A 20,379-nucleotide genomic window follows, 5' to 3' on the forward strand; every position below is an offset into this window, starting at 1 on the left:
TGGGGGTAGCCGCGATCTTACGGCGTGGCCGGTGCCGCCGCTCGGCGGAGGCCTCCCAAATGAGGGTGGACGGGATTGAAGAGGGAGTCCTAGCATGCCGGGACGATCTGCAAGGAGAAAAGCATGAGCGACTGGAACCGTTGGCTGGGTGGGTGTCTATGGGGTGTCTGCCTGGCCTGCACGTCTTCGTTGGCCCAGAGCGGGCTGGACGCCGAGATCCTCAAGCTCTATGGCGGGCGCTACGCCCTGGATTGCGCCAGTCCGCAGTCGCCGCGCGTGCTGGTGGGGGCGGCGGCCGTGGCGGTGGAGCAGGGCAACCAGCGCATGACGGCGCAGGGCCTGCAGGCGGCGCATTCGTACTTTGGCCAGTCCGCCCCGCCCGGTTTCTTCGTGGCCCTGCTGGGGCAGGTGCAGGGACGCCACGACATGGTGTTCCTGGTGCAGGGCGATGCGAAGGGCCAGTACATCCAGATTGAAGGCGACAAGACGGTGATGGCCAACCTGGGCGCGTTGGGCAAGAGCCGGTTCCGCAGTTGTGATGTGGCCATGAACCAGCGGGCCATGGCCTATCTGAAGGACGAACAACAGGCGCAGGCAGCGGCCAGGGCGCCCGTGGCGGGCGGCGCGGCGAAGTGGCCGTCGGAACTGATCCGCAATCCGGCTTTCAAGTCCGTGTACACCCGCGCGCTGGGGCCGCAGGCGAAGCAGCCATGGCTGACGCGCATGGACGGCCCGGGCGTGGAACTCGCTGAAGAGAAAGTGGCGGGCCAGACCTACCAGATGGCGGCGTTCTGCAAGGCGCACGACTGTGGCGACAACAACGCCGTGCTGCTTTACGACGCGCCAGGCAGTCGCGTGTTCGGCCTGGTGCACATGGGCGGGCGCCACCATTTCATTGGCAGTCCGCCCCGGCCGGTGGCCGCTGAACTCAACCGACTCTGGCGCCGCGAATGGAGACAGGGACGCTGAGTCAGCACTCGACGATGTTGACCGCCAGGCCGCCGCGCGAGGTTTCCTTGTATTGCGTCTTCATGTCGGCACCGGTTTCGCGCATGGTCTTGATAACCTTGTCCAGGCTGACATGGTGCACGCCGTCCCCGCGCATGGCCATGCGCGCCGCGTTGATGGCTTTCACGGAAGCGATGGCGTTGCGCTCGATGCAGGGAATCTGCACCAGCCCACCCACCGGGTCGCAGGTGAGGCCCAGGTGGTGTTCCATGCCGATCTCGGCGGCGTTCTCCACCTGCTCGGGTGTGCCGCCCATGACGGCACACAGCGCGGCGGCCGCCATCGAGCAGGCGACGCCCACCTCGCCCTGGCAGCCCACCTCGGCGCCGCTGATGCTGGCGTTTTCCTTGTACAGGATGCCGATGGCTGCGGCCGTGAGCAGGAAGTCGACCACGCCGCGGTCGGTGGCGCCGGGCACGAAGCGCCGGTAGTAGTGCAGCACCGCCGGCACGATGCCAGCCGCGCCGTTGGTGGGCGCGGTCACCACTCGCCCGCCGGCGGCGTTTTCCTCGTTCACCGCGAGTGCATAGAGGTTGACCCAGTCGAGCACCTGCAGCGGATCTTTCAATGCCGCTTCGGGGTTGCCGGTGAGATCGCGCCAGAGCTGTTTCGCGCGCCGCCGCACCTTGAAGCCGCCGGGCAGCACGCCCTCGGTCTCGCAGCCGCGTTTCACACAAGCCTGCATCACATCCCAGATGCGCAGCAGGCCGGCGTTCACTTCCTCATCGGTGCGCCAGTGGCGCTCGTTGGCGCGCATCACGCCCGCGATCGACAGGCCGTGCCCGGCGCATTGCCGGAGCAACTCATCGCCGCTGCGAAACGGAATCGGCAACACCGTGGCGTCGGGCGCGATGACCTTGTGGCGCGAACCGTCGGCCGCCGCTTCCTCGCTCACCACGAAGCCGCCACCCACGGAATAGAACGTGCGCTCGGCCAGCAGGGTGCCCTGCGCATCCCAGGACGACAGGCGCATGCCGTTGGCGTGGAAGGGCAGGGGCTTGCGGTAGAAGAGCAGGTCGTCGGCCTCGTTCCAGGCCACGCTGTGCTGGTTCAGCAAGGGCAGTTCGCGCCCGGTTCGGATGCGCGCAATGGCGGGCTCGATGCTGTCGATGTCGACCGACTCCGGCTCGTGCCCGCACAGGCCCAGGATCACCGCCTTGTCGCTGCCGTGGCCCTTGCCGGTGGCGCCCAGCGAACCGTGGAGCGCGCATTGCACCCGTGCGGTGACTTCCAGGAAGCCCGCCGTTTGCAGGCCGGTGGCGAACATGCGCGCGGCCCGCATGGGCCCCACGGTGTGCGAGCTGCTGGGGCCGATGCCGATCTTGAAGAGGTCGAAGGTGGAAACGGCCATGCAGTTCCTGGCGAGATCAGCTCAGTTCGCTCAGCGGCACGCAGCTGCAGAACAGGTTGCGGTCGCCGTAGACGTTGTCCACGCGTCCCACCGGTGGCCAGTACTTGGCGTGCGCGCGGGTGGAAGTGCTGGCGGCACCGACCTCGCGCGAGTAGGGGTGCGACCACTCTGCCGTCATCAGGCTGGCCGCGGTGTGCGGCGCGTTCTTCAGCGGGTTGTCGTCCTGCGGCCAGGCGCCTTGTTCCACCTGCCGGATCTCGTCGCGGATGGTGATCATGGCGTCGATGAAGCGGTCCAGCTCTTCCAGCGTCTCGCTCTCGGTGGGTTCCACCATGAGCGTGTTCGCCACCGGGAACGAGAGCGTGGGTGCGTGGAAGCCGTAGTCCATCAGGCGCTTGGCCACGTCTTCTGCCATCACGCCGCTGGTGTCCTTGAAGTGGCGCAGGTCCAGGATGCATTCGTGCGCCACGTGCCCGTTGGCGCTGGCGTAGAGCGTGGGGTAGTGCGGTGCGAGGCGCTTGCTGATGTAGTTGGCCGCGAGGATGGCCGCCTCTGTGGCGTGCTTCAGGCCGTCGGCGCCCATCATGCGGATGTACATCCACGAGATCGGCAGCACGGCCGCGTTGCCCAGCGGCGCGGCGCTGATGGCTCCGACGCCATTGACTGGCAGGCCACCGGCCGCATGGCCGGGCAGGAACGGCACGAGGTCTTCGACCACGCAGACCGGGCCCACGCCCGGGCCGCCACCGCCGTGCGGGATGCAGAAGGTCTTGTGCAGGTTGAGGTGGCTCACGTCGCCACCAAACTCGCCCGGCGCGGCCACGCCCACCAGCGCGTTCATGTTGGCGCCGTCCACGTACACGCGCCCACCGTGCTGGTGCACCAGGGCGCAAAGCTCCTTCACCGTGGTCTCGAACACGCCGTGCGTGCTGGGGTAGGTGATCATCACGGCGGCCAGGTTGGCGCTGTGCTGTTCGCATTTCGCCTTCAGATCGACCATGTCCACGTTGCCGTTGTCGTCGCACTTGGTCACCACCACCTGCATGCCCACCATCTGTGCGCTGGCCGGGTTGGTGCCATGCGCGCTGCTGGGAATCAGGCAGATGTTGCGGTGATCCTCGCCGCGCGAAGCGTGCCAGGCCTGAATGACGAGCAGGCCGGCGTATTCGCCCTGCGAGCCGGCGTTGGGCTGCAGGCTGATGCCGGCATAGCCCGTGGCCTGGCAGAGCCAGGCGCGCAGTTGCTCGTCGAGCAACTGGTAGCCCTGCAATTGGTCGGCCGGCGCGAACGGGTGCATGTTCGCGAACTCGGGCCAGGTGATGGGGATCATCTCGCTCGTCGCATTGAGCTTCATCGTGCACGAGCCCAGCGGGATCATGCTGCGGTCCAGCGCGAGGTCCTTGTCGGACAGGGCGCGGATGTAGCGCAGCATGCCGGTCTCGCTGTGGTGGCTGTTGAACACCGGGTGCGTGAGGAACGGGCTGGTGCGGCGCAGCTCGGTGGGGATGAGCGGCTCGATGCCTTTTTCGAACGCATCGAAGGTGGGGAGGTTCTGGCCGTAGGCCGCGAAGATCTTCCACAGCAGCTGGATGTCGTCGCGCGTGGTGGTCTCGTCCAGCGAAATGATGAGGTACTCGCCCCAGGCCTTGCGCAGGTTCACGCCCTCCGCCACGGCGCGCGCCAGCAGCGCGTCGGTGTGTTCCCTGGTGTGCAGGCTGATGGTGTCGAACACGCCCTGCTCGTTGTGGTGCGTGTCGGTGTAGCCCAGTTGAGCCAGGCCTTTGGACAGGATGGCGGTGTACGCGGCCACGCGTTGCGCGATGCGCTTGAGGCCTTGCGGGCCGTGGTACACGGCGTACATGCTGGCCACCACGGCGGGCAGCACCTGCGCGGTGCAGATGTTGGACGTGGCCTTCTCGCGGCGGATGTGCTGCTCGCGCGTCTGCAGGGCCAGGCGGTAGGTGGGATGACCATGCGCGTCCACGCTCACGCCGACCAGGCGCCCCGGCAGTGAGCGCTTGAACTCGTCGCGGCAGGCCATGAAGCCGGCGTGCGGCCCGCCCGCGCCCATGGGCATGCCGAAACGCTGCGTGGTGCCGACCACGATGTCCGCTCCCATCTCGCTGGGTGGCTTGAGCAGCGTGAGCGCCAGCAGATCGGCGGCGACGATGAAGGCGGCGTTCTTGCCGTGAACCGTGGCGGCGTCCTGCGTCCAGTCCTGCAGCCAGCCGCTGGAGGCCGGGTACTGTGCCATCGCGGCAAAGTAGTCATCGCTGGCGAGCAGCGTGGACCATTCCTCGCCGGACATGGCCAGCTTCACCGTCAGGCCCAGGGGCTTCGCGCGGGTCTGCACCACTTCGATCAGCTGCGGGTGCATGTCGCCCGAAACCACCAGCGTGTTGCCTTTGCTCTTCACCGAGCGCTTGGCCAATGTCATGGCCTCGGCGGCGGCGGTGGCTTCGTCGAGCATGGAGGCGTTGGCGATCGCCATGCCGGTCAGGTCGGTCACCATGGTCTGGAAGTTGACCAGCGCTTCCATGCGGCCTTGCGAGATCTCGGCCTGGTAGGGTGTGTAGGCGGTGTACCAGGCGGGGTTCTCCAGCACGTTGCGCAGAATCACGCCGGGTGTGTGCGTGCCGTGGTACCCCTGGCCGATGAAGCTCCGCAGCACGCGGTTCTTCTGCGCCAGCGCCTTGAGTTCGGCCAGCGCGGCGGCTTCGGTCACGGCCGGTGGCAGCTGCATGCCCTGGCTGCGCGCGATGCTGCGCGGCACGATGCCGTCGATCAACGCGCGGCGCGAGGCCTCGCCGATGACCGAGAGCATGTGGGCTTCATCGGCCTCGCCGATGCCGATGTGGCGCGCCACGAATTCGGACGGGTTCTCGAGTTCACCGAGGGGTTTGACGGACGGCATCAGCATGGCGGGCTCCGGCGGCGTGGGTCAGGCGTTGGCAGCGAAGGTGTTGTAGGCGGTTTCGTCCAGCAGGGCATCGACCTGCTTGGGGTCGGACAGCTTCACCTTGAAGAACCAGCCGCTGGCCAGTGGATCGCTGTTGGCCAGCGAGGGGTCATCGCGAAGGGCTTCGTTGACTTCGGTCACTTCGCCGCTGACAGGCATGTACACGTCGGCCGCGGCCTTCACGGACTCGACCACACCGGCCACATCCTTCTGCGCAAACGACTTGCCCACTTCGGGCAGGTCGACGAACACCACGTCGCCCAGCGCGTCCTGCGCGTGGACGGTGATGCCCACGGTGGCGATGTCGCCCTCGACGCGGATCCATTCGTGGTCTTCGGTGTACTTGGTGGTCATGGAAAAACTCCTGTTAGAGAAGAAGAGAAAGATCAGCCGCGGAAATAACGGTTGGGCACGAAGGGCATGGCACTCACCTCCATCGGCACGGCCTTGCCGCGAACGATAGCCTGCACGCGCGTGCCGATGGTGGCGTGCGCCGGGCTCACGTAGCCCATGGCCACCGGCTTTTCGGCGCTGGGGCCGAGCAGACCGCTCGTGACCTCGCCGATGGTCTGGCCATCGACGCTTTGAAGTTCGGTGTGTTCACGCACGGGGATGCGCTCCAGCGCGACCAGGCCGACGCGTTTTCTCGGCAGCACGTCGGTGCCATCGAGCTGGGCCAGCACGCGCTGTGCGCCAGGAAAACCGCCCGCGCGCGCGCCGCCGGTGCGGCGCACCTTCTGCATGGCCCAGTTCAGCGCGGCTTCCACCGGTGTGGTGCTTGTGTCGATGTCGTTGCCGTAGAGGCACAGGCCCGCTTCCAGGCGCAGCGAGTTGCGTGCGCCCAGGCCCACGGGCTTCACCTCGGGTTCAGCCAGCAGGGCGCGGGCGAAGGCCTCGGCGCGGTCGCCCGGCACGGAGATCTCGAAGCCGTCCTCGCCGGTGTAGCCACTGCGGGTGATGAACAGGTCGGCACCTTTCCAGTTGAAAGCGCCACCCGTCATGAACACCAGTTTCTCCACACCCGGCACGAGGCGCTGCAGCGCCATCACCGCTTGCGGGCCCTGCAGTGCGAGCAGGCCACGGTCTGGCAGGGGGATCACCTGGCAGCGCGAGCCGATGCGTGCCTGCATGTGCGCGATGTCACCCACCTTGCAAGCACCGTTGACGATGACGAAAAGATCATCGCCCCGGTTGACGAACATCAGGTCGTCGATGATGCCGCCCTCGTCGTTGAGCAGCAGGCCGTAGCGCTGCTTGCCCACGGCCAGGTCGATCACGTCCACCGGCATAAGGGTTTCGAACGCGGCGGCGGCGTCCGGCCCGACCAGGCGCAACTGCCCCATGTGCGAGACGTCGAACAGGCCGGCGGCAGCGCGCGTGTGGTGGTGTTCGGCCATCAGGCCGGCGGGGTACTGCACCGGCATCGAGTAGCCGGCAAAGGGCACCATGCGGGCGCCGAGGCCGGTGTGAAGCGCGTGCAGCGGGGTCTGGAGAAGATCGGTGTCGGACACGAGAGGCTCGCAGGCAAGGGGCAGGCCCGGTGGGGCGGAACACGGTTCATCCGTGCGCTGCCCCACTGTCCGCTTTACCTGAGAGATTCACGCGGGCGATGCCGCGCTTGCTCCTTCGGTGGATGGCCTCGAAGACCACCTCTCTCCAGGGGGGACGCCAGCCTCGCGGCCAGCGTTTGCCAGTCCTTTTGCCTGAGCGTTCAGGGCTGTGTGACCAGCCTCCTGCGCCTTCGGCGGCTTCCTCGAGGGAAGCGCTCTCCTGACAGGGTGCGATTCTAGATCACATGCCAGCGTAATTCGGTCCGCCACCACCTTCGGGCGTCACCCACACGATATTTTGTGTCGGGTCCTTGATGTCGCAGGTCTTGCAGTGCACGCAGTTCTGCGCGTTGATCTGCAGGCGGTCGCTGCCGTCGTCGCTTTTCACGAATTCGTACACACCGGCCGGGCAGTAGCGGTTCTCGGGGCCGGCGTACTGGGCCAGATTGATCTGCACTGGCACGCTGTTGTCCTTGAGCGTGAGGTGGGCCGGCTGGTTCTCTTCGTGGTTGGTGTTGGACACGAACACGCTGGAGAGCTTGTCGAAGGTGAGCTTGTTGTCGGGCTTCGGGTAGCTGATCTTCGGCATCTCGGCGGCCGGGCGCAGCTTGGCGTGATCGGGCGTGCTGTTGTGCAGCGTCCAGGGCGGCGAGGCAATGCCGATCTTGGGCAGCAGCCACTGTTCGATGCCGGTCATGAGCTTGCCCATCAGCGGGCTCTTCTTGAACCACAGCTTGAAGTTGCGCGTCTGCTGCAGCTCCTCGTTGAGCCAGCTCGCCTCGAAGGCCTTGGGGTAGGCGCTGAGTTCGTCGCTGGTGCGGCCCGCGGCCAGCGCTTCGAACGCGGCTTCGGCCACCAGCATGCCGCTCTTGATGGCGGCGTGGCTGCCCTTGATGCGCGCAGCGTTCATGTAGCCCGCGTCGCAGCCCACCAGGGCGCCACCGGGGAACACGGTCTTGGGCAGGGCCTGCGGGCTGCCGTTGTTGATGGCGCGAGCGCCGTAGCTCAGTCGCTTGGCGCCTTCCAGGTGCGCGCGGATCGCGGGGTGCGTCTTCCAGCGTTGCATTTCCTCGAACGGTGACATCCAGGGGTTCTGGTAGTCCAGGCCGATCACGAAGCCCAGCGTGACCTTGTTGTCTTCCAGGTGGTAGAGGAAGCCGCCACCAAAGGTGTCGTCGGTCATGGGCCAGCCGGCGGTGTGCACCACCAGGCCTGGTTTGGCTTTGGCCGGATCGATCTCCCATAGCTCCTTGATGCCGATGGCATAGGTCTGCGGGTCCTTGCCTTCTGTCAGCTTGTACTTCGCCAGCAGTTGTTTGCCCAGGTTGCCGCGCGCGCCTTCGGCGAACACGGTGTATTTCGCATGCAGTTCCATGCCGATCTGGAAATGGTCGGTCGGCTCGCCGTCCTTGCCCAGGCCGAGGTTGCCGGTGGCCACACCCTTGACCGAACCATCGTCGTTGTAAAGCACTTCGGCGGCGGCAAAGCCGGGGAAGATTTCCACGCCCAGTGCTTCGGCCTGTTCACCCAGCCACTTCACCACCGAGCCCAGGCGCACCACGTAGCAGCCGTGGTTGTGGAAGTTGCGTGGCACCAGCCAGTCGGGCGTGCGGCTGGAGCCGGTTTCGCTCAGCACCAGCAGGTCGTCTCCGGTGACGGCCTGGTTCAGCGGCGCGCCACGTTCCTTCCAGTCGGGGAAGAGTTCGTTCATGGCGCGCGGGTCCATCACCGCGCCACTGAGAATGTGCGCGCCGGGCTCGGAGCCCTTTTCCAGCACGCATACACTGACTTCGCTGCCCTTCTCGGCCGCCAATTGTTTCAGGCGGATGGCGGTGGCCAGGCCGCTGGGCCCACCGCCGACCACGACCACGTCGTACTCCATGGCTTCACGCGGGCCGTAGGTGCTGAGAATTTCCTGGGGTGTCATGTCGTGGTCTCGCTCTTGTAGGACGAATGATTTTAGTGGGCCGAGAAGTTCCATTCTGCGGGGCAGTCGCGTGAGAGGCGGACAAGTCGCTCCGAACAGGCCAGAATCAACGCCTTTAGAGGAGGCTCTCACATGGCATACAGCCTGGATCTCTCGGGCCGCGTGGCCCTCATCACCGGTGCTTCGGGCGGGTTGGGCGAACAGTTCGCCAAGACGCTGGCGCGCGCGGGTGCGGCGGTGGTGCTGGCCGGGCGCCGCACCGACCGGCTCATGACGCTGCGCGCCCACATCGAGGCGGGCGGCGGCGATGCGCACGTCGTGGCGATGGACGTGACCGACCACGCCTCCATCAAGGCCGGCGTGGCCCACGCCGAAACCGAGGTCGGCGCGATCGACATCCTCATCAACAACTCGGGCGTGAGCACCACGCAGCGCCTGCAGGACGTGACCGAAGAAGACTACGACTACATCTTCAACACCAACACACGGGGCGCCTTCTTTGTGGCGCAGGAAGTGGGTCGCCGCATGCTGGCGCGCGCCAAGGGCGCAGCGCCTGGCACGTATGTCGGGGGTCGCATCGTCAACATTGCCTCCATGGCCGGGCTCAAGGTGCTGCCACAGATCGGCGTGTACTGCATGAGCAAGGCGGCGGTGGTGCAGATGACCAAGGCCATGGCGGTGGAATGGGGCCGCTTCGGCATCAACGTGAACGCGATCTGCCCCGGCTACATCGACACCGAGATCAACCACCACCACTGGCAGACCGAGCAGGGCCAGAAGCTGGTGAGCATGCTGCCGCGCAAGCGCGTGGGCCAGCCAGCCGATCTTGATGCGGTGCTGATCATGCTGTGCGCCAACGAGAGCCATTTCATCAACGGTGCCGTGATCGCGGCCGACGACGGTTTCGGGGCCTGAATGAGCGAATCGGTTCTGGTGCGGCCTGCGGGTTGGCCGCCCGGCATGGCCATGGGCGTGCTCGCCGGCCTGGGCGCGGGCGCGTTCTGGGGCATGACATTCGTCGCCCCGCTGCTGGTGGAGGGTTTTTCCTCGGTGGACTACACGGTGGGCCGTTTCCTGGCCTGCGGCCTGTTTGCGCTTTTGTGGCTGGCGGTGGGTCGTGTGCGCGGAGCCCTGGGCGGAGCGGTGCCGTTGCGGCCCACGCTGAGCCAGGCCGGTGCGGCGCTGGCCCTGAGCCTGCTGGGCTACACCGGCTACTACCTGCTGCTGGTGCTGGCCATCAACGACGCGGGTGCGGCATTGCCGGTGCTCATCATCGGCACCATTCCCCTGTGGATCATGCTGCTGGGCAAGCCGCGCGGGCTGCGCTGGGTGGCGCTGCTGCCGGGCCTGTTGCTCACGCTGCTCGGCATGCTGCTCATGATGCAGGCCACGGCCAGCGCGCACGATCCTTCCACTGGCGACCAACTGTGGCGGGGCCTTGCCTACGCGGCGGCGGCCATGGCCAGCTGGACCGCTTTCGGACTGCTCAATGCGCGCTGGTTGCGCCGTCACCCCGAAGTAAATTCCACGGTGTGGGCCAACTGGCTTGGTGTGGCCGCTGGCCTGGGCGCCCTGGCGCTCTGGGCACTGTGGGGTTCGGACTGGTCCGCCATGACCGCGCGGCCGGGCTTCGGCTCTTTCGTGGCGGTGTGTGCCGTGACCGGGATCGGCTCTGCGTGGGTGGCGGCCGTGCTGTGGAACATGGCCAGCCGTCGCCTGAGTGCCAGCCTGGCCGGCCAGCTCATCGTGAGCGAGACCGTGTTCGGCCTCATCTACGCTTTCGCCTGGGATGGCCAGTGGCCCGCCGTGCTGCAATGGGCCGCCTGCGTGTTGTTCATCCTCGGCATCCTCGCGTCCATCAAGGCTCACCGATGAAATTCGAACTCCCTCAAAAAATGAAACAGGTGTTTCGCATGACCATTCCCATTCGCTGGGGCGATATGGATGCGATGGGTCATGTGAACAACACGATCTACTTCCGCTACCTCGAAACCATCCGTATCGACTGGATGCGATCCATCGGTTGCGAGCCAGACCCACTGGGCGAAGGGCCGGTCATCGTGAATGCGTTCTGCACTTTTCACCAGCAACTGGAGTACCCCGGCGACGTGGTGGCCACCATGTTCGTGAGCGATGTGGGTCGCAGCAGTTTCGAGACCTGGTGCACGCTCGAGCGTGCCGACGATCCCGGCACTGTTTACGCCTCGGGTGGTGCCACCACCGTCTGGGTGGATTTCCCGCGAAAGAAATCGGCTCCGATACCGGACTCGTTGCTCACACACCTGGGTTGATGGCCGTTTCGGCTGCGAACATTTGGTTGCAATGGTGAAAACAACGTGGCCTAGCATGGCCGCATGAATACCGCCCACCTTCGCCTGGCCAGCTTCGCCCTCTTCGCAAGCCTTCTGATCGCGTGCGGCGGAGGTGGGGACACGGGGAGTGATGGTGCTCCTGGAGGCCCAGGAAATCCAGCACCGAACAACCCTGTCTTCGTGCCTACCACCGGCAATGTCGCCGTGACCGAACTCGCCACGGGGCTGCCCAATCCATGGAGCCTGGCGTTCCTGCCGGATGGCCGCATGCTGATTACCGGGCGCAGCGGCAGCTTGCGCCTGTACGCAGCGAACGCACAGTCTTTCAGCAACATCAGTGGCCTGCCGGCGGTGGCCTCGGCAGGGCAGGGTGGCCTGTTGGACGTGGTGATCGACCCCGACTTTGCCAACAACCGGCGCATCTATTTCAGCTTTTCCGAAGCCGACAGTGTCAACGCATCGTTCAACGGCACGGCGGTGGCGCGGGCCGAACTTGACACCGCATCCTTGAGCCTGCTCAACCTGCAAGTGATCTATCGGCAATTGCCCAAGGTTGACAGCAATGAGCACTTCGGATCCCGTTTGGTGTTTGATCGCAATGGTCATCTTTTCGTCACGATGGGTGATCGGCAGTATCGAGCGTATGTACAAGATCTGTCACGCGGCAATGGCAAGGTGGTGCGCATCACCACTTCCGGGGCTGCTGCCCCGGGCAACCCCGTGCTCGCGGGTGCGCAGAGTGGCATCTGGAGCTATGGCCATCGCAACCCTCAGGGCGCCGCCCTGCACCCGGTGACTGGTGAACTGTGGACCAGCGAACACGGCCCGCAAGGGGGTGACGAGGTGAATCTGACGCTGCCCGGGCGCAACTACGGCTGGCCCGTCATCAGCTATGGTCAGGAGTACGGCACCACGACACAGATCGGCTCCGGAACATCCATGGCGGGTATGGAACAGCCGGTGGCGTATTGGGAGACCCTCACGGGCGCCGCATGGACCGGGGGGCAGAAATCATCGATTGCACCAAGCGGCATGGCCTTCTTTACCGGCAGCCAGCCGGCCAACTGGACCGGCAGCCTGTTCATCGGTGCGCTGGCCGGCAGTTCGTTGTGGCGCCTGCATCTGGACGGTAACCGGGTGGTGGGCCGGGAGCGACTGCTGGCCAACCGCGGCGAACGCATCCGTGACGTGCGCCAGGGGCCTGACGGGCGCTTGTACCTGCTCACCGATGGCGGCAGCGGCAAGTTGCTGCGCATTGGTGGCTGACGGCCAGAAAGCCCGCCGCTGGTTGACCGATCAGGTTGCGGGCTTTGCCTTGGGCACGCGGCCCATCAGGTAGAACTCCGGGTTGGGCATCATGTTGCTGAAGCTGGCCATGCGGTTCGACAGGCCGAAGAAGGCCGTGATCGAGGCGATGTCCCAGATGTCCTCGTCCGAGAATCCGTGTGCGTGCAGGGGCGGGAAATCGTCGTCGTTGATCTCGTGCGAACGCAGGCAGACCTTCATGGCGAAATCCAGCATGGCTTTCTGGCGCGGCGGAATGTCCGCCTTGAGATGGTTCACCGCCACCTGGTCGGCCACCAGCGGCTTCTTCTCGTAGATGCGCAGGATCGCGCCGTGGGCCACCACGCAGTAGAGGCACTGGTTGGCGGCGCTGGTGGCGGTCACGATCATTTCGCGATCGCCCTTGGTCAGCGAACCTTCTTCCTTGAGCATGAGCGCGTCGTGGTAGGCGAAGAATGCGCGCCATTCGGCCGGCCGGCGTGCCAGGGCGAGGAACACGTTGGGCACGAAGCCGGCTTTCTCCTGCACCTCCAGCACCTTGGCCTTGATGTCCTCGGGGAGGTCGTTGATGTCCGGGGCGGGATAGCGGTTCATGCGGGTCTCCTGTTGAGCGTGAGATGGTAGCGGCAGCGGCTATGCTGGTGGTTTTTCAGGAGCCCATCGCATGAGCCAGCTGCCCCCCGAAAAGGATTTCGACAAGGGACTCGCCACCCGCAAGCAGGTGATGGGAGAAGACTTCGTGGCGCAGGCCTTCGGCAACGCCACGCCCTTCTCCCTGCCCATGCAGCAGTACATCACGCGCAACGCCTGGGGCGACGTGTGGCAGCGTCCGGGCCTGGATCTGAAGACCCGCAGCCTCATCACCGTGGCCATGCTCACGGCGCTGGGCAAGCAGCACGAACTCAAAGGGCATGTGCGCGGAGCGCTCAACAACGGTGCATCGCCCGAAGAAATCCAGGAGGTGCTGCTGCATGCCAGCATCTACTGCGGTGTGCCGGCGGCGGTGGACGCCTTCCGCACCGCGGCCAGCGTGGTGGACGCGCCGGTGGCCTGAACCTTGCTCGCCTTTCCGTACTTCAAAATCCCCTTCTTTCAGGAGCCTTGTGCCATGAGAAATTCCGTTTCGCCGTTGACCCGCCGCATGGCCATCGCATTCGGTGCCACGCTCTGCCTCGGCCTGGCCCAGGCTCAGAGTTCGCCCACCACGCGCGTGCTGGTGGGCTTCCCGCCGGGCGGCGGTACCGATGCGATCGCGCGCATCCTGGCCGAGCGCCTGAAGGAAGAACTGGGCCATGCGGTGGTGGTCGACAACAAGCCCGGTGCAGGCGGGCAGCTTGCAGCGCAGGCGCTCAAGGCCGCAGCGCCCGACGGCCACACCGTGTTTCTCAGCCACGACCACAGCATCACCATTCTGCCCATGGTAACGAAGAATCCCGGCTACGAGCCGGCGAAGGATTTCGTGCCGGTGGCGGGATTCGCGACCTTCGTCAATGCCTTTGCGGTGTCCAGTGGCACGCCCGCACAGTCTTTCAAGGCCTATGTGGACGGTGTGAAGGCGGCTGGAGGCAAGGGCTCGGTGGGCATTCCCGCGCCGGCTTCGGTGCCGCAGTTTCTGGTGCAGGTGATCGCGAAGCAGAACGGGCTGGACCTGGTGGCCGCGCCTTACCGCGGCAGCGCGCCCATGATGGCCGACATGCTGGGCAACCAGATCCCCGCCGGCGTGGCCTCCATCCCCGACTTCATCGAAAACCACAAGGCCGGCAAGTTGCGCGTGGTGGCGGTCATGGGCAGCCAGCGACAGGCCGCCATGCCCGAAGTGCCCACGTTCGCCGAGCTGGGTCTGAAAGGATTCGAGGACGTGCCGTACTACGGTCTGTTTGCCCCCGCCGGCACGCCCAAGGCAGCGCTGGACCGCATGGCTCAGGCGGTGCAGAAAGCCATCGCACAGCCCGACGTGCGCGACAAGCTCACGGCCATGGGACTGACCGTGGGTTTCATGAGTGGCGAACAGCTCGGCGCGCGTGAACAGGCCTACGGCAAGGTGTGGACGAAGATCATCCAGGACAGCGGCTTCCAGCCGCAGTGAGCTCGGTGAGGAAACATCCCCCAGTGCAGCCGCAGAACCGGCTTTGCCGGGCTGCTGGGTGCGCCCCCTGGAGGGGGTGACGCCGAAGGCGGCGCGGGGGTGTTCCTTTACCCGGCAAGCAGTCGATGCACGAGATCGGGTGTGCTGTGCGCCTGGTACTTGCGCATCAGCCTGGCGCGGTAGATCTCCACCGTGCGGTGGCTGATGGCGAGTTGCTTGCCGATCTCCTTGCTGGTGAGGCCATCCATGAGAAAGGCTGCTACTTCGCGTTCGCGCGGCGTGAGTTCTGCTTTGACCGCACGGCGTGAACTCAGGTCTTCAAAGCTCCAGATGCCGGCTGCGTGTGGCGTGTCGCGGCTGAGTGCACGGCCGGTCACGTGGCACCAGAAGGTATCGCCCCTGAGGCGACCGCCCACACGCTTCATGATCCGGTTGTCCGCGTAAGTGCCGTTGCGCCCGAGCAGGGGTTCGATGCGGGCGCCCATGCGTTCGTATTCGTCCGCGCTCGGGTAGAGAATCTGGAAACTCTGGCCGACCAGTTGTTCGCGGGTCGCGCCGAACATATCGCACAAGGCCTGATTGCAGTCGACCATGGCGCGCTGACGCGAGAGCGCCAGACCCACGGGGGCCAGGTCGAAGGCCAGTCGGTAGTCGATGTCCATAGGGTTTGGCTTTACGAAATACTACGTATGTCTTTACGTAGTATCGTAGCGGCTTGCTCGTTTCTACCCAGGAGACTTCCACGTGAACAAGATCTTCCCGAGTGCGGATGCCGCGCTCAAAGGCATCGTGGCCGATGGCCAGTTGCTGGCGGTTGGCGGCTTCGGCCTCTGCGGCATTCCTGAGGCTCTCATCGATGCACTGCGCGACAGCGGCGCAAAGAACCTCACTGTGATCTCCAACAACGCGGGCGTCGACGGCTTTGGCCTCGGCAAGCTGCTCGAGACGCGCCAGATCAGCAAGATGATCTCGAGCTACGTGGGCGAAAACAAGGAGTTCGAGCGCCAGTACCTGGCCGGCGAACTGCAGCTCGAGTTCACCCCCCAGGGCACGCTGGCCGAGAAGCTGCGCGCCGGCGGCGCCGGCATTCCGGCTTTCTTTACCAAGACCGGCGTGGGCACGCTGGTGGCCGAAGGCAAGGAACTGCGCGAATTTGATGGTGAGGCCTACGTGATGGAGCGCGCACTGGTGCCCGATGTCTCGCTGGTCAAGGCGCACCGTGCCGACAAGTCGGGCAATCTGCAATTCCGTCTGACCGCGCGCAACTTCAACCCCGCCGCCGCCATGGCCGGCAAGATCTGTGTGGTGGAAGTCGAAGAGATCGTGGAGACCGGGGCGCTGGTGCCCGACGAGATTCACCTGCCTGGCATCTATGTGCACCGCATCGTGCACAACCCGAACCCCGAGAAGCGCATCGAGAAGCGCACCATCACCGAGAAAGCAGGAGCCTGACCATGCCGTGGACCCAAGACCAGATGGCCGCGCGCGCGGCGCAGGAACTCGAAGATGGTTTCTATGTGAACCTCGGCATCGGCATTCCCACGCTGGTGGCCAACCACACCGGCGACAAGGAAGTGTGGCTGCAGAGCGAGAACGGCATGCTGGGCATCGGCCCGTTTCCCACCGAGGACCAGGTGGATGCCGACTTGATCAATGCCGGCAAACAGACCGTGACCACGCTGCCGGGCTCCAGCATTTTCGGCAGCCACGACAGCTTCGCCATGATCCGTGGCGGCAAGATCAATCTGTCCATCCTGGGTGCCATGCAGGTCAGCGAGAAGGGCGATCTGGCGAACTGGATGATCCCGGGCAAGATGGTCAAGGGCATGGGCGGTGCCATGGATCTCGTGGCTGGCGTCAAGCGCGTCATCGTGCTCATGGAGCACGTGGCCAAGAAGAAGGACGGCACCGAAGACCTGAAGATCCTGCCGGCCTGCACCTTGCCGCTGACGGGCGTGGGCGTGGTCGATCGTGTCATCACCGACCTGGGTGTGATGGACGTGACACCGCAAGGCCTAAAGCTGGTGGAACTGGCCCCTGGCGTCACGCGCGAGCTGATCCAGTCGAAGACCGGCGTCACGCTGGTCTGACCCTCGGCGGGTATACTCCCGCCTGCACCCGTCATTGGGGAGTAGCCGCCCTGCAACCTGCAGGGGTCCGCGTCAACACACTTGGCCCTCACGGCCATGGCGCAGACAGCTTCCAGCCTGGCAAGACCTTTGACCACACTGCCTCCGGATGGGCCGGGGACGCCGTGTGGTCTTCTGGTTTCTGCCGGCCCTCGGAGTTCTGTCTTGGAAGCTTTCCTCATCTCTACCGGCATCGTCGCCCTCGCCGAAATGGGCGACAAGACGCAGTTGCTCTCGCTGGTGCTCGCCGCCCGTTTCAAGCGCCCCTGGCCCATCGTCTGGGGCATCCTTGTGGCGACCCTGCTCAACCATGCGCTGGCCGGCGCCGCAGGCGCCTGGATCATGGCCACGGTGGGCCCGAACGTCATGCGCTGGGTGCTCGGCATCTCGTTCATCGCCATGGCGCTGTGGATGCTCATCCCCGACAAGCTCGATGACGAGAATGCGCTGCCCAAGCGCCAGATGGGCGTGTTCCTGGCCACCACCTGGGCCTTCTTCCTGGCCGAGATGGGCGACAAGACCCAGATCGCCACGGTGGCGCTGGGCGCGCAGTACGAACCGCTGATAGCCGTGGTGCTGGGCACCACCTTCGGCATGATGCTGGCCAATGCGCCGGTGGTGTTCTTCGGCGACGCGCTCACGCGGCGTGTGCCGATCAAGACGGTGCACATCGTGGCCGCGCTGATCTTTGCGGTGCTGGGCGTGCTGGCGCTGCTGGGCATCGGATCGCTGACCGGCTGATTGCGGCGCCGTCCTACGTCTGGTGCCGCCCCCCTTGGGTATGGTTCAAGGCACGCCGAATGAACGAGCGTGCCATGCCACAAGAAGGAGAAGCTCTTGGACAACATCTACGACGCCCTGCGGGAAAGCCACGAAGTTCAACGCAAGCTGTGCCGCCAATTGACGCGCGCCAAACCCGGGGACGCGCAGGCGCAGGAAATCTTCAGGGCACTGAGGATCGAGCTCGCGGCCCACGCCGCAGCCGAGGAACGCTTCCTCTATGCGCAGATCCTGCTGGACGACATGGGGCTCAAGTCATCGCGCCATGCGCTGGCTGAACACCATGAAATCGACGAGTGCGTGGAAGAGCTGGCCAAGTGCCGGGGCAAGCCCGATGAGTGGTCGGGATGGGTGAAGAAGCTGTCGCATGAGGTGCACCATCACCTGAGAGAGGAAGAGCGAAAGTTCTTCCAGGTGTCGGGCAAGATCCTGAACGACCGTCAGAAGCAGTCGCTGGCCACCAAGTACCGCAAGGACTTGAAGCGCATGCGCGAGGTGGTGGCGCCTTGATATGGAGCGGGTGAAGGGAACATCATCGTGTTCCCAACTCGTTGATTGATAACGAGTTTTCCGCACTCGGCGAACCGAGATGGACATAATTATGGACTGAAAAACCACGCTTGGTCAACGCGCGCTCCGAGCAAGTCCAGTGCGAGCCATGGACAGCCAGCAGTAGCCAATGTACCCGAGCGCTCAACGTCACGATGCCGGTTCATCTCCCTTTGGCAGGAACTCCTCGCGGGCGCGCTGCAGAAACCGCTTCATGGGCTCAGAGGGTTCGGCGCTGCGGCGCAGCAGGTAGGTGGACAGCATGGGCGGCGTGCCGGCCAAGGGGCGAACGGTTATGTCGGGGCGGTTCAGGGTCTGCACCTGCGAGGCAATGGCGAAACCTAGGCCATAACCGGCACCGACCAGAGTCAGCATCACGCCTAGGCTCGTCACCTGATCTACCAGCTTGAGCGGCTTGGACGCACCTTGAAGCACCGCCTGGATCTGGTGGTGGCAGCCCGATCCCGCGTCCGGATGGCACAGTACCAACGGAAACTTCAAGGCTTCATCCAATGGCACTTCCGCGTGCGCCAACAAGGGGTGGCGCACGGGCACGATCACCGACAGAGGATCGGTCCACACGGGCTCGGCGACAAGGCCTTCGCTCACCGCGTCCGACAGCGCAAAACCGATGTCCAGCAGATCGTTGTGCAGGCCCTTGAGCTGCTGCGCGAAAGGCAGCTCGAAGACGCGAATCTCCAGTTCGGGCTCTTCCTCGCGGCTGCGCGCCAGCAAGGTGGCAATGTGGGGCTGCGCCAAGCTGTCGCAGATGGCGATGCGCAGATAACCCTGATAGCCCTGCGCCGCCGCCTTTGCGGCACTCACCGCCTGCTCCACGGTGGCCAGCACGCGCCGGCACTCACCGAGGAACACTTGACCGGCCCAGGTCAGTCGCGTCTGGTGCGCGCTGCGGTCGAACAACTGCACGCCGAGCGTGGCTTCGAGATTTCGCATTGCGCGCGACACAGGCGATTGTTCTACGCCAAGGCGCTCGGCCGCTCGCGCGAAATGCAGTTCTTCCGCGACCGCAACGAAATAGCGCAGTAGTCTGAGTTCCAATGCGGCCTCCTGTTTGCCTCGTTCCTGGCCTGCGTCTACCTCATGCGGATTGCGCCTCGCTTTCTCCTTCGATGATTGGCAAGAGGTTCCGGCGTTGCATGCTTGCCTATTCGGATAGGCAGATCGCATCCGAAAATTACGGAGGTTGAGGCGGAACGCTACCTGGCCGAAGACCTGAGAACCTCAATCGCCGCGACGCTGCACTACCGCCTGATCCACAGGTTCAGTTCAATCAATTCCCGGGTTGCAGCTCCACACGCACCTCGCGCGATTTGCCGGCCCGCTCCACTGACAAGACCACCACATCGCCGACCTTCCTGTCGTCTAGCCGCGCGAGCAGCTTGGCCACATCGTCCGTCGCCTGGCCATCAACATCGATGATGCGGTCGCCCGGCACGATGCCTTGCGGCGTGACTTCGACACCCGCGAGGCCGGCCTTGTGCGCTGCCGAACCAGGGGTAACACGCAACACGAACACGCCCTTGCTTCCAGTCAGCGCCAGCAGGCGCTGATTGAGCTGTTCGTCCACCTCAATGCCCAGCGCCGGACGGATGTACTTACCGGTCTTGATGAGTTGCGGGACTACGCGCATGACGGTGTCCACCGGCACGGCGAAACCAATCCCGGCCGAGGCGCCGGAGGGGCTATAGATCGCCGTGTTGATGCCGATGAGCCTTCCTGCCGAATCGAGCAGCGGCCCACCGGAGTTGCCAGGGTTGATGGCGGCGTCGGTCTGGATCAGGTGATCGATGGCCGGGCCGCCCGCTTCTCCGGGTAACGAGCGGTCGAGCGCGGAGACGATGCCGGTGGTGAGCGTCCAGTCCAGGCCGAAGGGGTTGCCGATAGCGAACACCTTCTGACCCACCTTGAGGTCGGCACTGGTGCCGACCGGCACGGCCGGCGGGCGCTTGAAACCGACGCCGATCTTGAGCACAGCGATGTCGTGCGCGGGGCTCGTCCCCACCAGTGCGGCCTGGTAGTCGCGGCCGTCGGCCAGTTTGACGGTGGCTTCGGACGCGCCCTGGATGACGTGGAAGTTAGTGACGACGTGGCCGGCGTCGTCCCAGATGAAGCCCGAGCCAGTGCCGCGCGGCACGGAGAAGACGTTGCGCGTCCAGACATCGCGTACCAATTGTGCGGTAGTGATGTAGACCACCGAGGCGCGCGATTTCTCGAACAGTTCGATGGTGGCTTTCTCGTCCGCCGCCAGATCGCCACGCGCCGTCACAGTGCGTTCTGCCGCCTCGCGCGGACTGAACCAGGCCTCGATGGCGGGCAGGAACTGCCACAGCAGCATGAGCGCGGCAATACAGGCGGTGATGAAGAGCCAGCGCCGGACGAAGTGGTCCGGCGCGGGACGTTGGTACGGGTCGGGGTAGGCCATG

At 65.2% G+C, this 20,379-nt stretch carries 20 protein-coding genes and 3 riboswitches; of the genes, 11 read left to right on the forward strand and 9 right to left on the reverse strand.

Annotated features, from left to right (window positions below; translation table 11 throughout):
- Positions 1–123 precede the first annotated feature (123 nt).
- Entirely contained in the window at positions 124–969 is an 846-nt protein-coding gene (locus tag ACTIF6_RS13010) for an Ivy family c-type lysozyme inhibitor (protein ID WP_439588410.1), read from the forward strand.
- Position 970: 1 nt separating this feature from the next.
- Here the strand turns inward: ACTIF6_RS13010 and ACTIF6_RS13015 are convergent, their stop codons facing one another.
- The 5 genes from ACTIF6_RS13015 to ACTIF6_RS13035 form a co-directional block, all read right to left on the reverse strand.
- Entirely contained in the window at positions 971–2,359 is a 1,389-nt protein-coding gene (locus ACTIF6_RS13015) for an L-serine ammonia-lyase (RefSeq protein WP_439588411.1), read from the reverse strand.
- Between the two features lie 16 nt (positions 2,360–2,375).
- Positions 2,376–5,279: an aminomethyl-transferring glycine dehydrogenase gene (gene gcvP, locus ACTIF6_RS13020; protein ID WP_439588412.1), complete on the reverse strand. Its 2,904-nt coding sequence runs from the start codon at positions 5,277–5,279 to the stop codon at positions 2,376–2,378.
- Positions 5,280–5,300: 21 nt separating this feature from the next.
- On the reverse strand, positions 5,301–5,672 hold the full coding sequence (gene gcvH / locus ACTIF6_RS13025) for a glycine cleavage system protein GcvH (RefSeq protein WP_439588413.1): 372 nt from the start codon (positions 5,670–5,672) through the stop codon (positions 5,301–5,303).
- 32 nt (positions 5,673–5,704) lie between these two features.
- Complete coding sequence (gene gcvT / locus ACTIF6_RS13030) at positions 5,705–6,829, reverse strand: glycine cleavage system aminomethyltransferase GcvT (protein ID WP_439588414.1); 1,125 nt, start codon at positions 6,827–6,829, stop codon at positions 5,705–5,707.
- A 55-nt stretch (positions 6,830–6,884) separates the two neighbouring features.
- Positions 6,885–6,988: riboswitch (glycine riboswitch) on the reverse strand.
- Between the two features lie 11 nt (positions 6,989–6,999).
- Positions 7,000–7,101, reverse strand: a riboswitch (glycine riboswitch).
- 8 nt (positions 7,102–7,109) lie between these two features.
- On the reverse strand, positions 7,110–8,795 hold the full coding sequence (locus ACTIF6_RS13035; protein ID WP_439588415.1) for an electron transfer flavoprotein-ubiquinone oxidoreductase: 1,686 nt from the start codon (positions 8,793–8,795) through the stop codon (positions 7,110–7,112).
- A gap of 132 nt (positions 8,796–8,927) precedes the next feature.
- Between ACTIF6_RS13035 and ACTIF6_RS13040 the strand changes: the two genes are divergently transcribed.
- From ACTIF6_RS13040 to ACTIF6_RS13055, 4 genes are all read left to right on the forward strand, one after another.
- On the forward strand, positions 8,928–9,710 hold the full coding sequence (locus ACTIF6_RS13040; RefSeq protein ID WP_439588416.1) for an SDR family oxidoreductase: 783 nt from the start codon (positions 8,928–8,930) through the stop codon (positions 9,708–9,710).
- On the forward strand, positions 9,711–10,670 hold the full coding sequence (locus ACTIF6_RS13045) for a DMT family transporter (RefSeq protein WP_439588417.1): 960 nt from the start codon (positions 9,711–9,713) through the stop codon (positions 10,668–10,670). It begins immediately after the preceding gene.
- Positions 10,667–11,086: an acyl-CoA thioesterase gene (locus ACTIF6_RS13050; protein ID WP_439588418.1), complete on the forward strand. Its 420-nt coding sequence runs from the start codon at positions 10,667–10,669 to the stop codon at positions 11,084–11,086. The genes ACTIF6_RS13045 and ACTIF6_RS13050 overlap by 4 nt, the downstream gene beginning before the upstream one ends.
- Before the next feature lie 225 nt (positions 11,087–11,311).
- A complete protein-coding gene (locus ACTIF6_RS13055; RefSeq protein WP_439588419.1) occupies positions 11,312–12,373 on the forward strand; it encodes a PQQ-dependent sugar dehydrogenase in 1,062 nt (353 codons plus the stop codon).
- A gap of 30 nt (positions 12,374–12,403) precedes the next feature.
- Here ACTIF6_RS13055 and ACTIF6_RS13060 read toward each other — a convergent pair whose 3' ends face one another.
- The gene (locus ACTIF6_RS13060) at positions 12,404–12,985 is read right to left on the reverse strand and encodes a peroxidase-related enzyme (protein ID WP_439588420.1); all 582 of its coding nucleotides are present in this window, start codon (positions 12,983–12,985) and stop codon (positions 12,404–12,406) included.
- Between the two features lie 70 nt (positions 12,986–13,055).
- Between ACTIF6_RS13060 and ACTIF6_RS13065 the strand changes: the two genes are divergently transcribed.
- A complete protein-coding gene (locus tag ACTIF6_RS13065; protein WP_439588421.1) occupies positions 13,056–13,445 on the forward strand; it encodes a carboxymuconolactone decarboxylase family protein in 390 nt (129 codons plus the stop codon).
- A 54-nt stretch (positions 13,446–13,499) separates the two neighbouring features.
- Entirely contained in the window at positions 13,500–14,477 is a 978-nt protein-coding gene (locus ACTIF6_RS13070; RefSeq protein WP_439588422.1) for a Bug family tripartite tricarboxylate transporter substrate binding protein, read from the forward strand.
- Positions 14,478–14,584: 107 nt separating this feature from the next.
- Here the strand turns inward: ACTIF6_RS13070 and ACTIF6_RS13075 are convergent, their stop codons facing one another.
- Positions 14,585–15,139: a LuxR C-terminal-related transcriptional regulator gene (locus ACTIF6_RS13075; RefSeq protein ID WP_439588423.1), complete on the reverse strand. Its 555-nt coding sequence runs from the start codon at positions 15,137–15,139 to the stop codon at positions 14,585–14,587.
- A gap of 82 nt (positions 15,140–15,221) precedes the next feature.
- On the opposite strand from ACTIF6_RS13075, the gene ACTIF6_RS13080 reads away from it, so the two are divergent.
- The 4 genes from ACTIF6_RS13080 (at position 15,222) to ACTIF6_RS13095 (ending at position 17,896) form a co-directional block, all read left to right on the forward strand.
- Positions 15,222–15,929 (forward strand): CoA transferase subunit A, encoded by a 708-nt coding sequence (locus ACTIF6_RS13080; RefSeq protein ID WP_439588424.1) that lies wholly within the window; start codon positions 15,222–15,224, stop codon positions 15,927–15,929.
- Positions 15,930–15,931: 2 nt separating this feature from the next.
- Entirely contained in the window at positions 15,932–16,567 is a 636-nt protein-coding gene (locus tag ACTIF6_RS13085; protein WP_439588425.1) for a 3-oxoacid CoA-transferase subunit B, read from the forward strand.
- A gap of 24 nt (positions 16,568–16,591) precedes the next feature.
- Positions 16,592–16,766, forward strand: a riboswitch (yybP-ykoY riboswitch).
- A gap of 5 nt (positions 16,767–16,771) precedes the next feature.
- A complete protein-coding gene (locus tag ACTIF6_RS13090) occupies positions 16,772–17,347 on the forward strand; it encodes a TMEM165/GDT1 family protein (protein WP_439588426.1) in 576 nt (191 codons plus the stop codon).
- Between the two features lie 96 nt (positions 17,348–17,443).
- Complete coding sequence (locus tag ACTIF6_RS13095) at positions 17,444–17,896, forward strand: hemerythrin domain-containing protein (RefSeq protein WP_439588427.1); 453 nt, start codon at positions 17,444–17,446, stop codon at positions 17,894–17,896.
- A 189-nt stretch (positions 17,897–18,085) separates the two neighbouring features.
- On the opposite strand, the gene ACTIF6_RS13100 is transcribed toward ACTIF6_RS13095, so the two are convergent.
- Both ACTIF6_RS13100 and ACTIF6_RS13105 read right to left on the reverse strand, forming a co-directional pair.
- Positions 18,086–18,994 (reverse strand): LysR family transcriptional regulator, encoded by a 909-nt coding sequence (locus tag ACTIF6_RS13100; RefSeq protein WP_003141085.1) that lies wholly within the window; start codon positions 18,992–18,994, stop codon positions 18,086–18,088.
- Positions 18,995–19,226: 232 nt separating this feature from the next.
- Entirely contained in the window at positions 19,227–20,378 is a 1,152-nt protein-coding gene (locus ACTIF6_RS13105) for a S1C family serine protease (protein ID WP_004265443.1), read from the reverse strand.
- Between the last annotated feature and the right edge of the window lies 1 nt (position 20,379).

Origin of the sequence: Hydrogenophaga sp. (assembly GCF_051860785.1) — a bacterium.
GTDB lineage: Bacteria > Pseudomonadota > Gammaproteobacteria > Burkholderiales > Burkholderiaceae_C > Hydrogenophaga.

Coding starts and splice junctions, on each gene's coding strand:
- ACTIF6_RS13010 (WP_439588410.1), top strand. CDS start 124: ATGAGCGACTGGAACCGTTGGCTGGGTGGGTGTCTATGGGGTGTCTGC.
- ACTIF6_RS13015 (WP_439588411.1), bottom strand. CDS start 2,359: ATGGCCGTTTCCACCTTCGACCTCTTCAAGATCGGCATCGGCCCCAGC.
- gcvP (WP_439588412.1), bottom strand. CDS start 5,279: ATGCTGATGCCGTCCGTCAAACCCCTCGGTGAACTCGAGAACCCGTCC.
- gcvH (WP_439588413.1), bottom strand. CDS start 5,672: ATGACCACCAAGTACACCGAAGACCACGAATGGATCCGCGTCGAGGGC.
- ACTIF6_RS13035 (WP_439588415.1), bottom strand. CDS start 8,795: ATGACACCCCAGGAAATTCTCAGCACCTACGGCCCGCGTGAAGCCATG.
- ACTIF6_RS13040 (WP_439588416.1), top strand. CDS start 8,928: ATGGCATACAGCCTGGATCTCTCGGGCCGCGTGGCCCTCATCACCGGT.
- ACTIF6_RS13045 (WP_439588417.1), top strand. CDS start 9,711: ATGAGCGAATCGGTTCTGGTGCGGCCTGCGGGTTGGCCGCCCGGCATG.
- ACTIF6_RS13050 (WP_439588418.1), top strand. CDS start 10,667: ATGAAATTCGAACTCCCTCAAAAAATGAAACAGGTGTTTCGCATGACC.
- ACTIF6_RS13060 (WP_439588420.1), bottom strand. CDS start 12,985: ATGAACCGCTATCCCGCCCCGGACATCAACGACCTCCCCGAGGACATC.
- ACTIF6_RS13065 (WP_439588421.1), top strand. CDS start 13,056: ATGAGCCAGCTGCCCCCCGAAAAGGATTTCGACAAGGGACTCGCCACC.
- ACTIF6_RS13070 (WP_439588422.1), top strand. CDS start 13,500: ATGAGAAATTCCGTTTCGCCGTTGACCCGCCGCATGGCCATCGCATTC.
- ACTIF6_RS13075 (WP_439588423.1), bottom strand. CDS start 15,139: ATGGACATCGACTACCGACTGGCCTTCGACCTGGCCCCCGTGGGTCTG.
- ACTIF6_RS13085 (WP_439588425.1), top strand. CDS start 15,932: ATGCCGTGGACCCAAGACCAGATGGCCGCGCGCGCGGCGCAGGAACTC.
- ACTIF6_RS13105 (WP_004265443.1), bottom strand. CDS start 20,378: ATGGCCTACCCCGACCCGTACCAACGTCCCGCGCCGGACCACTTCGTC.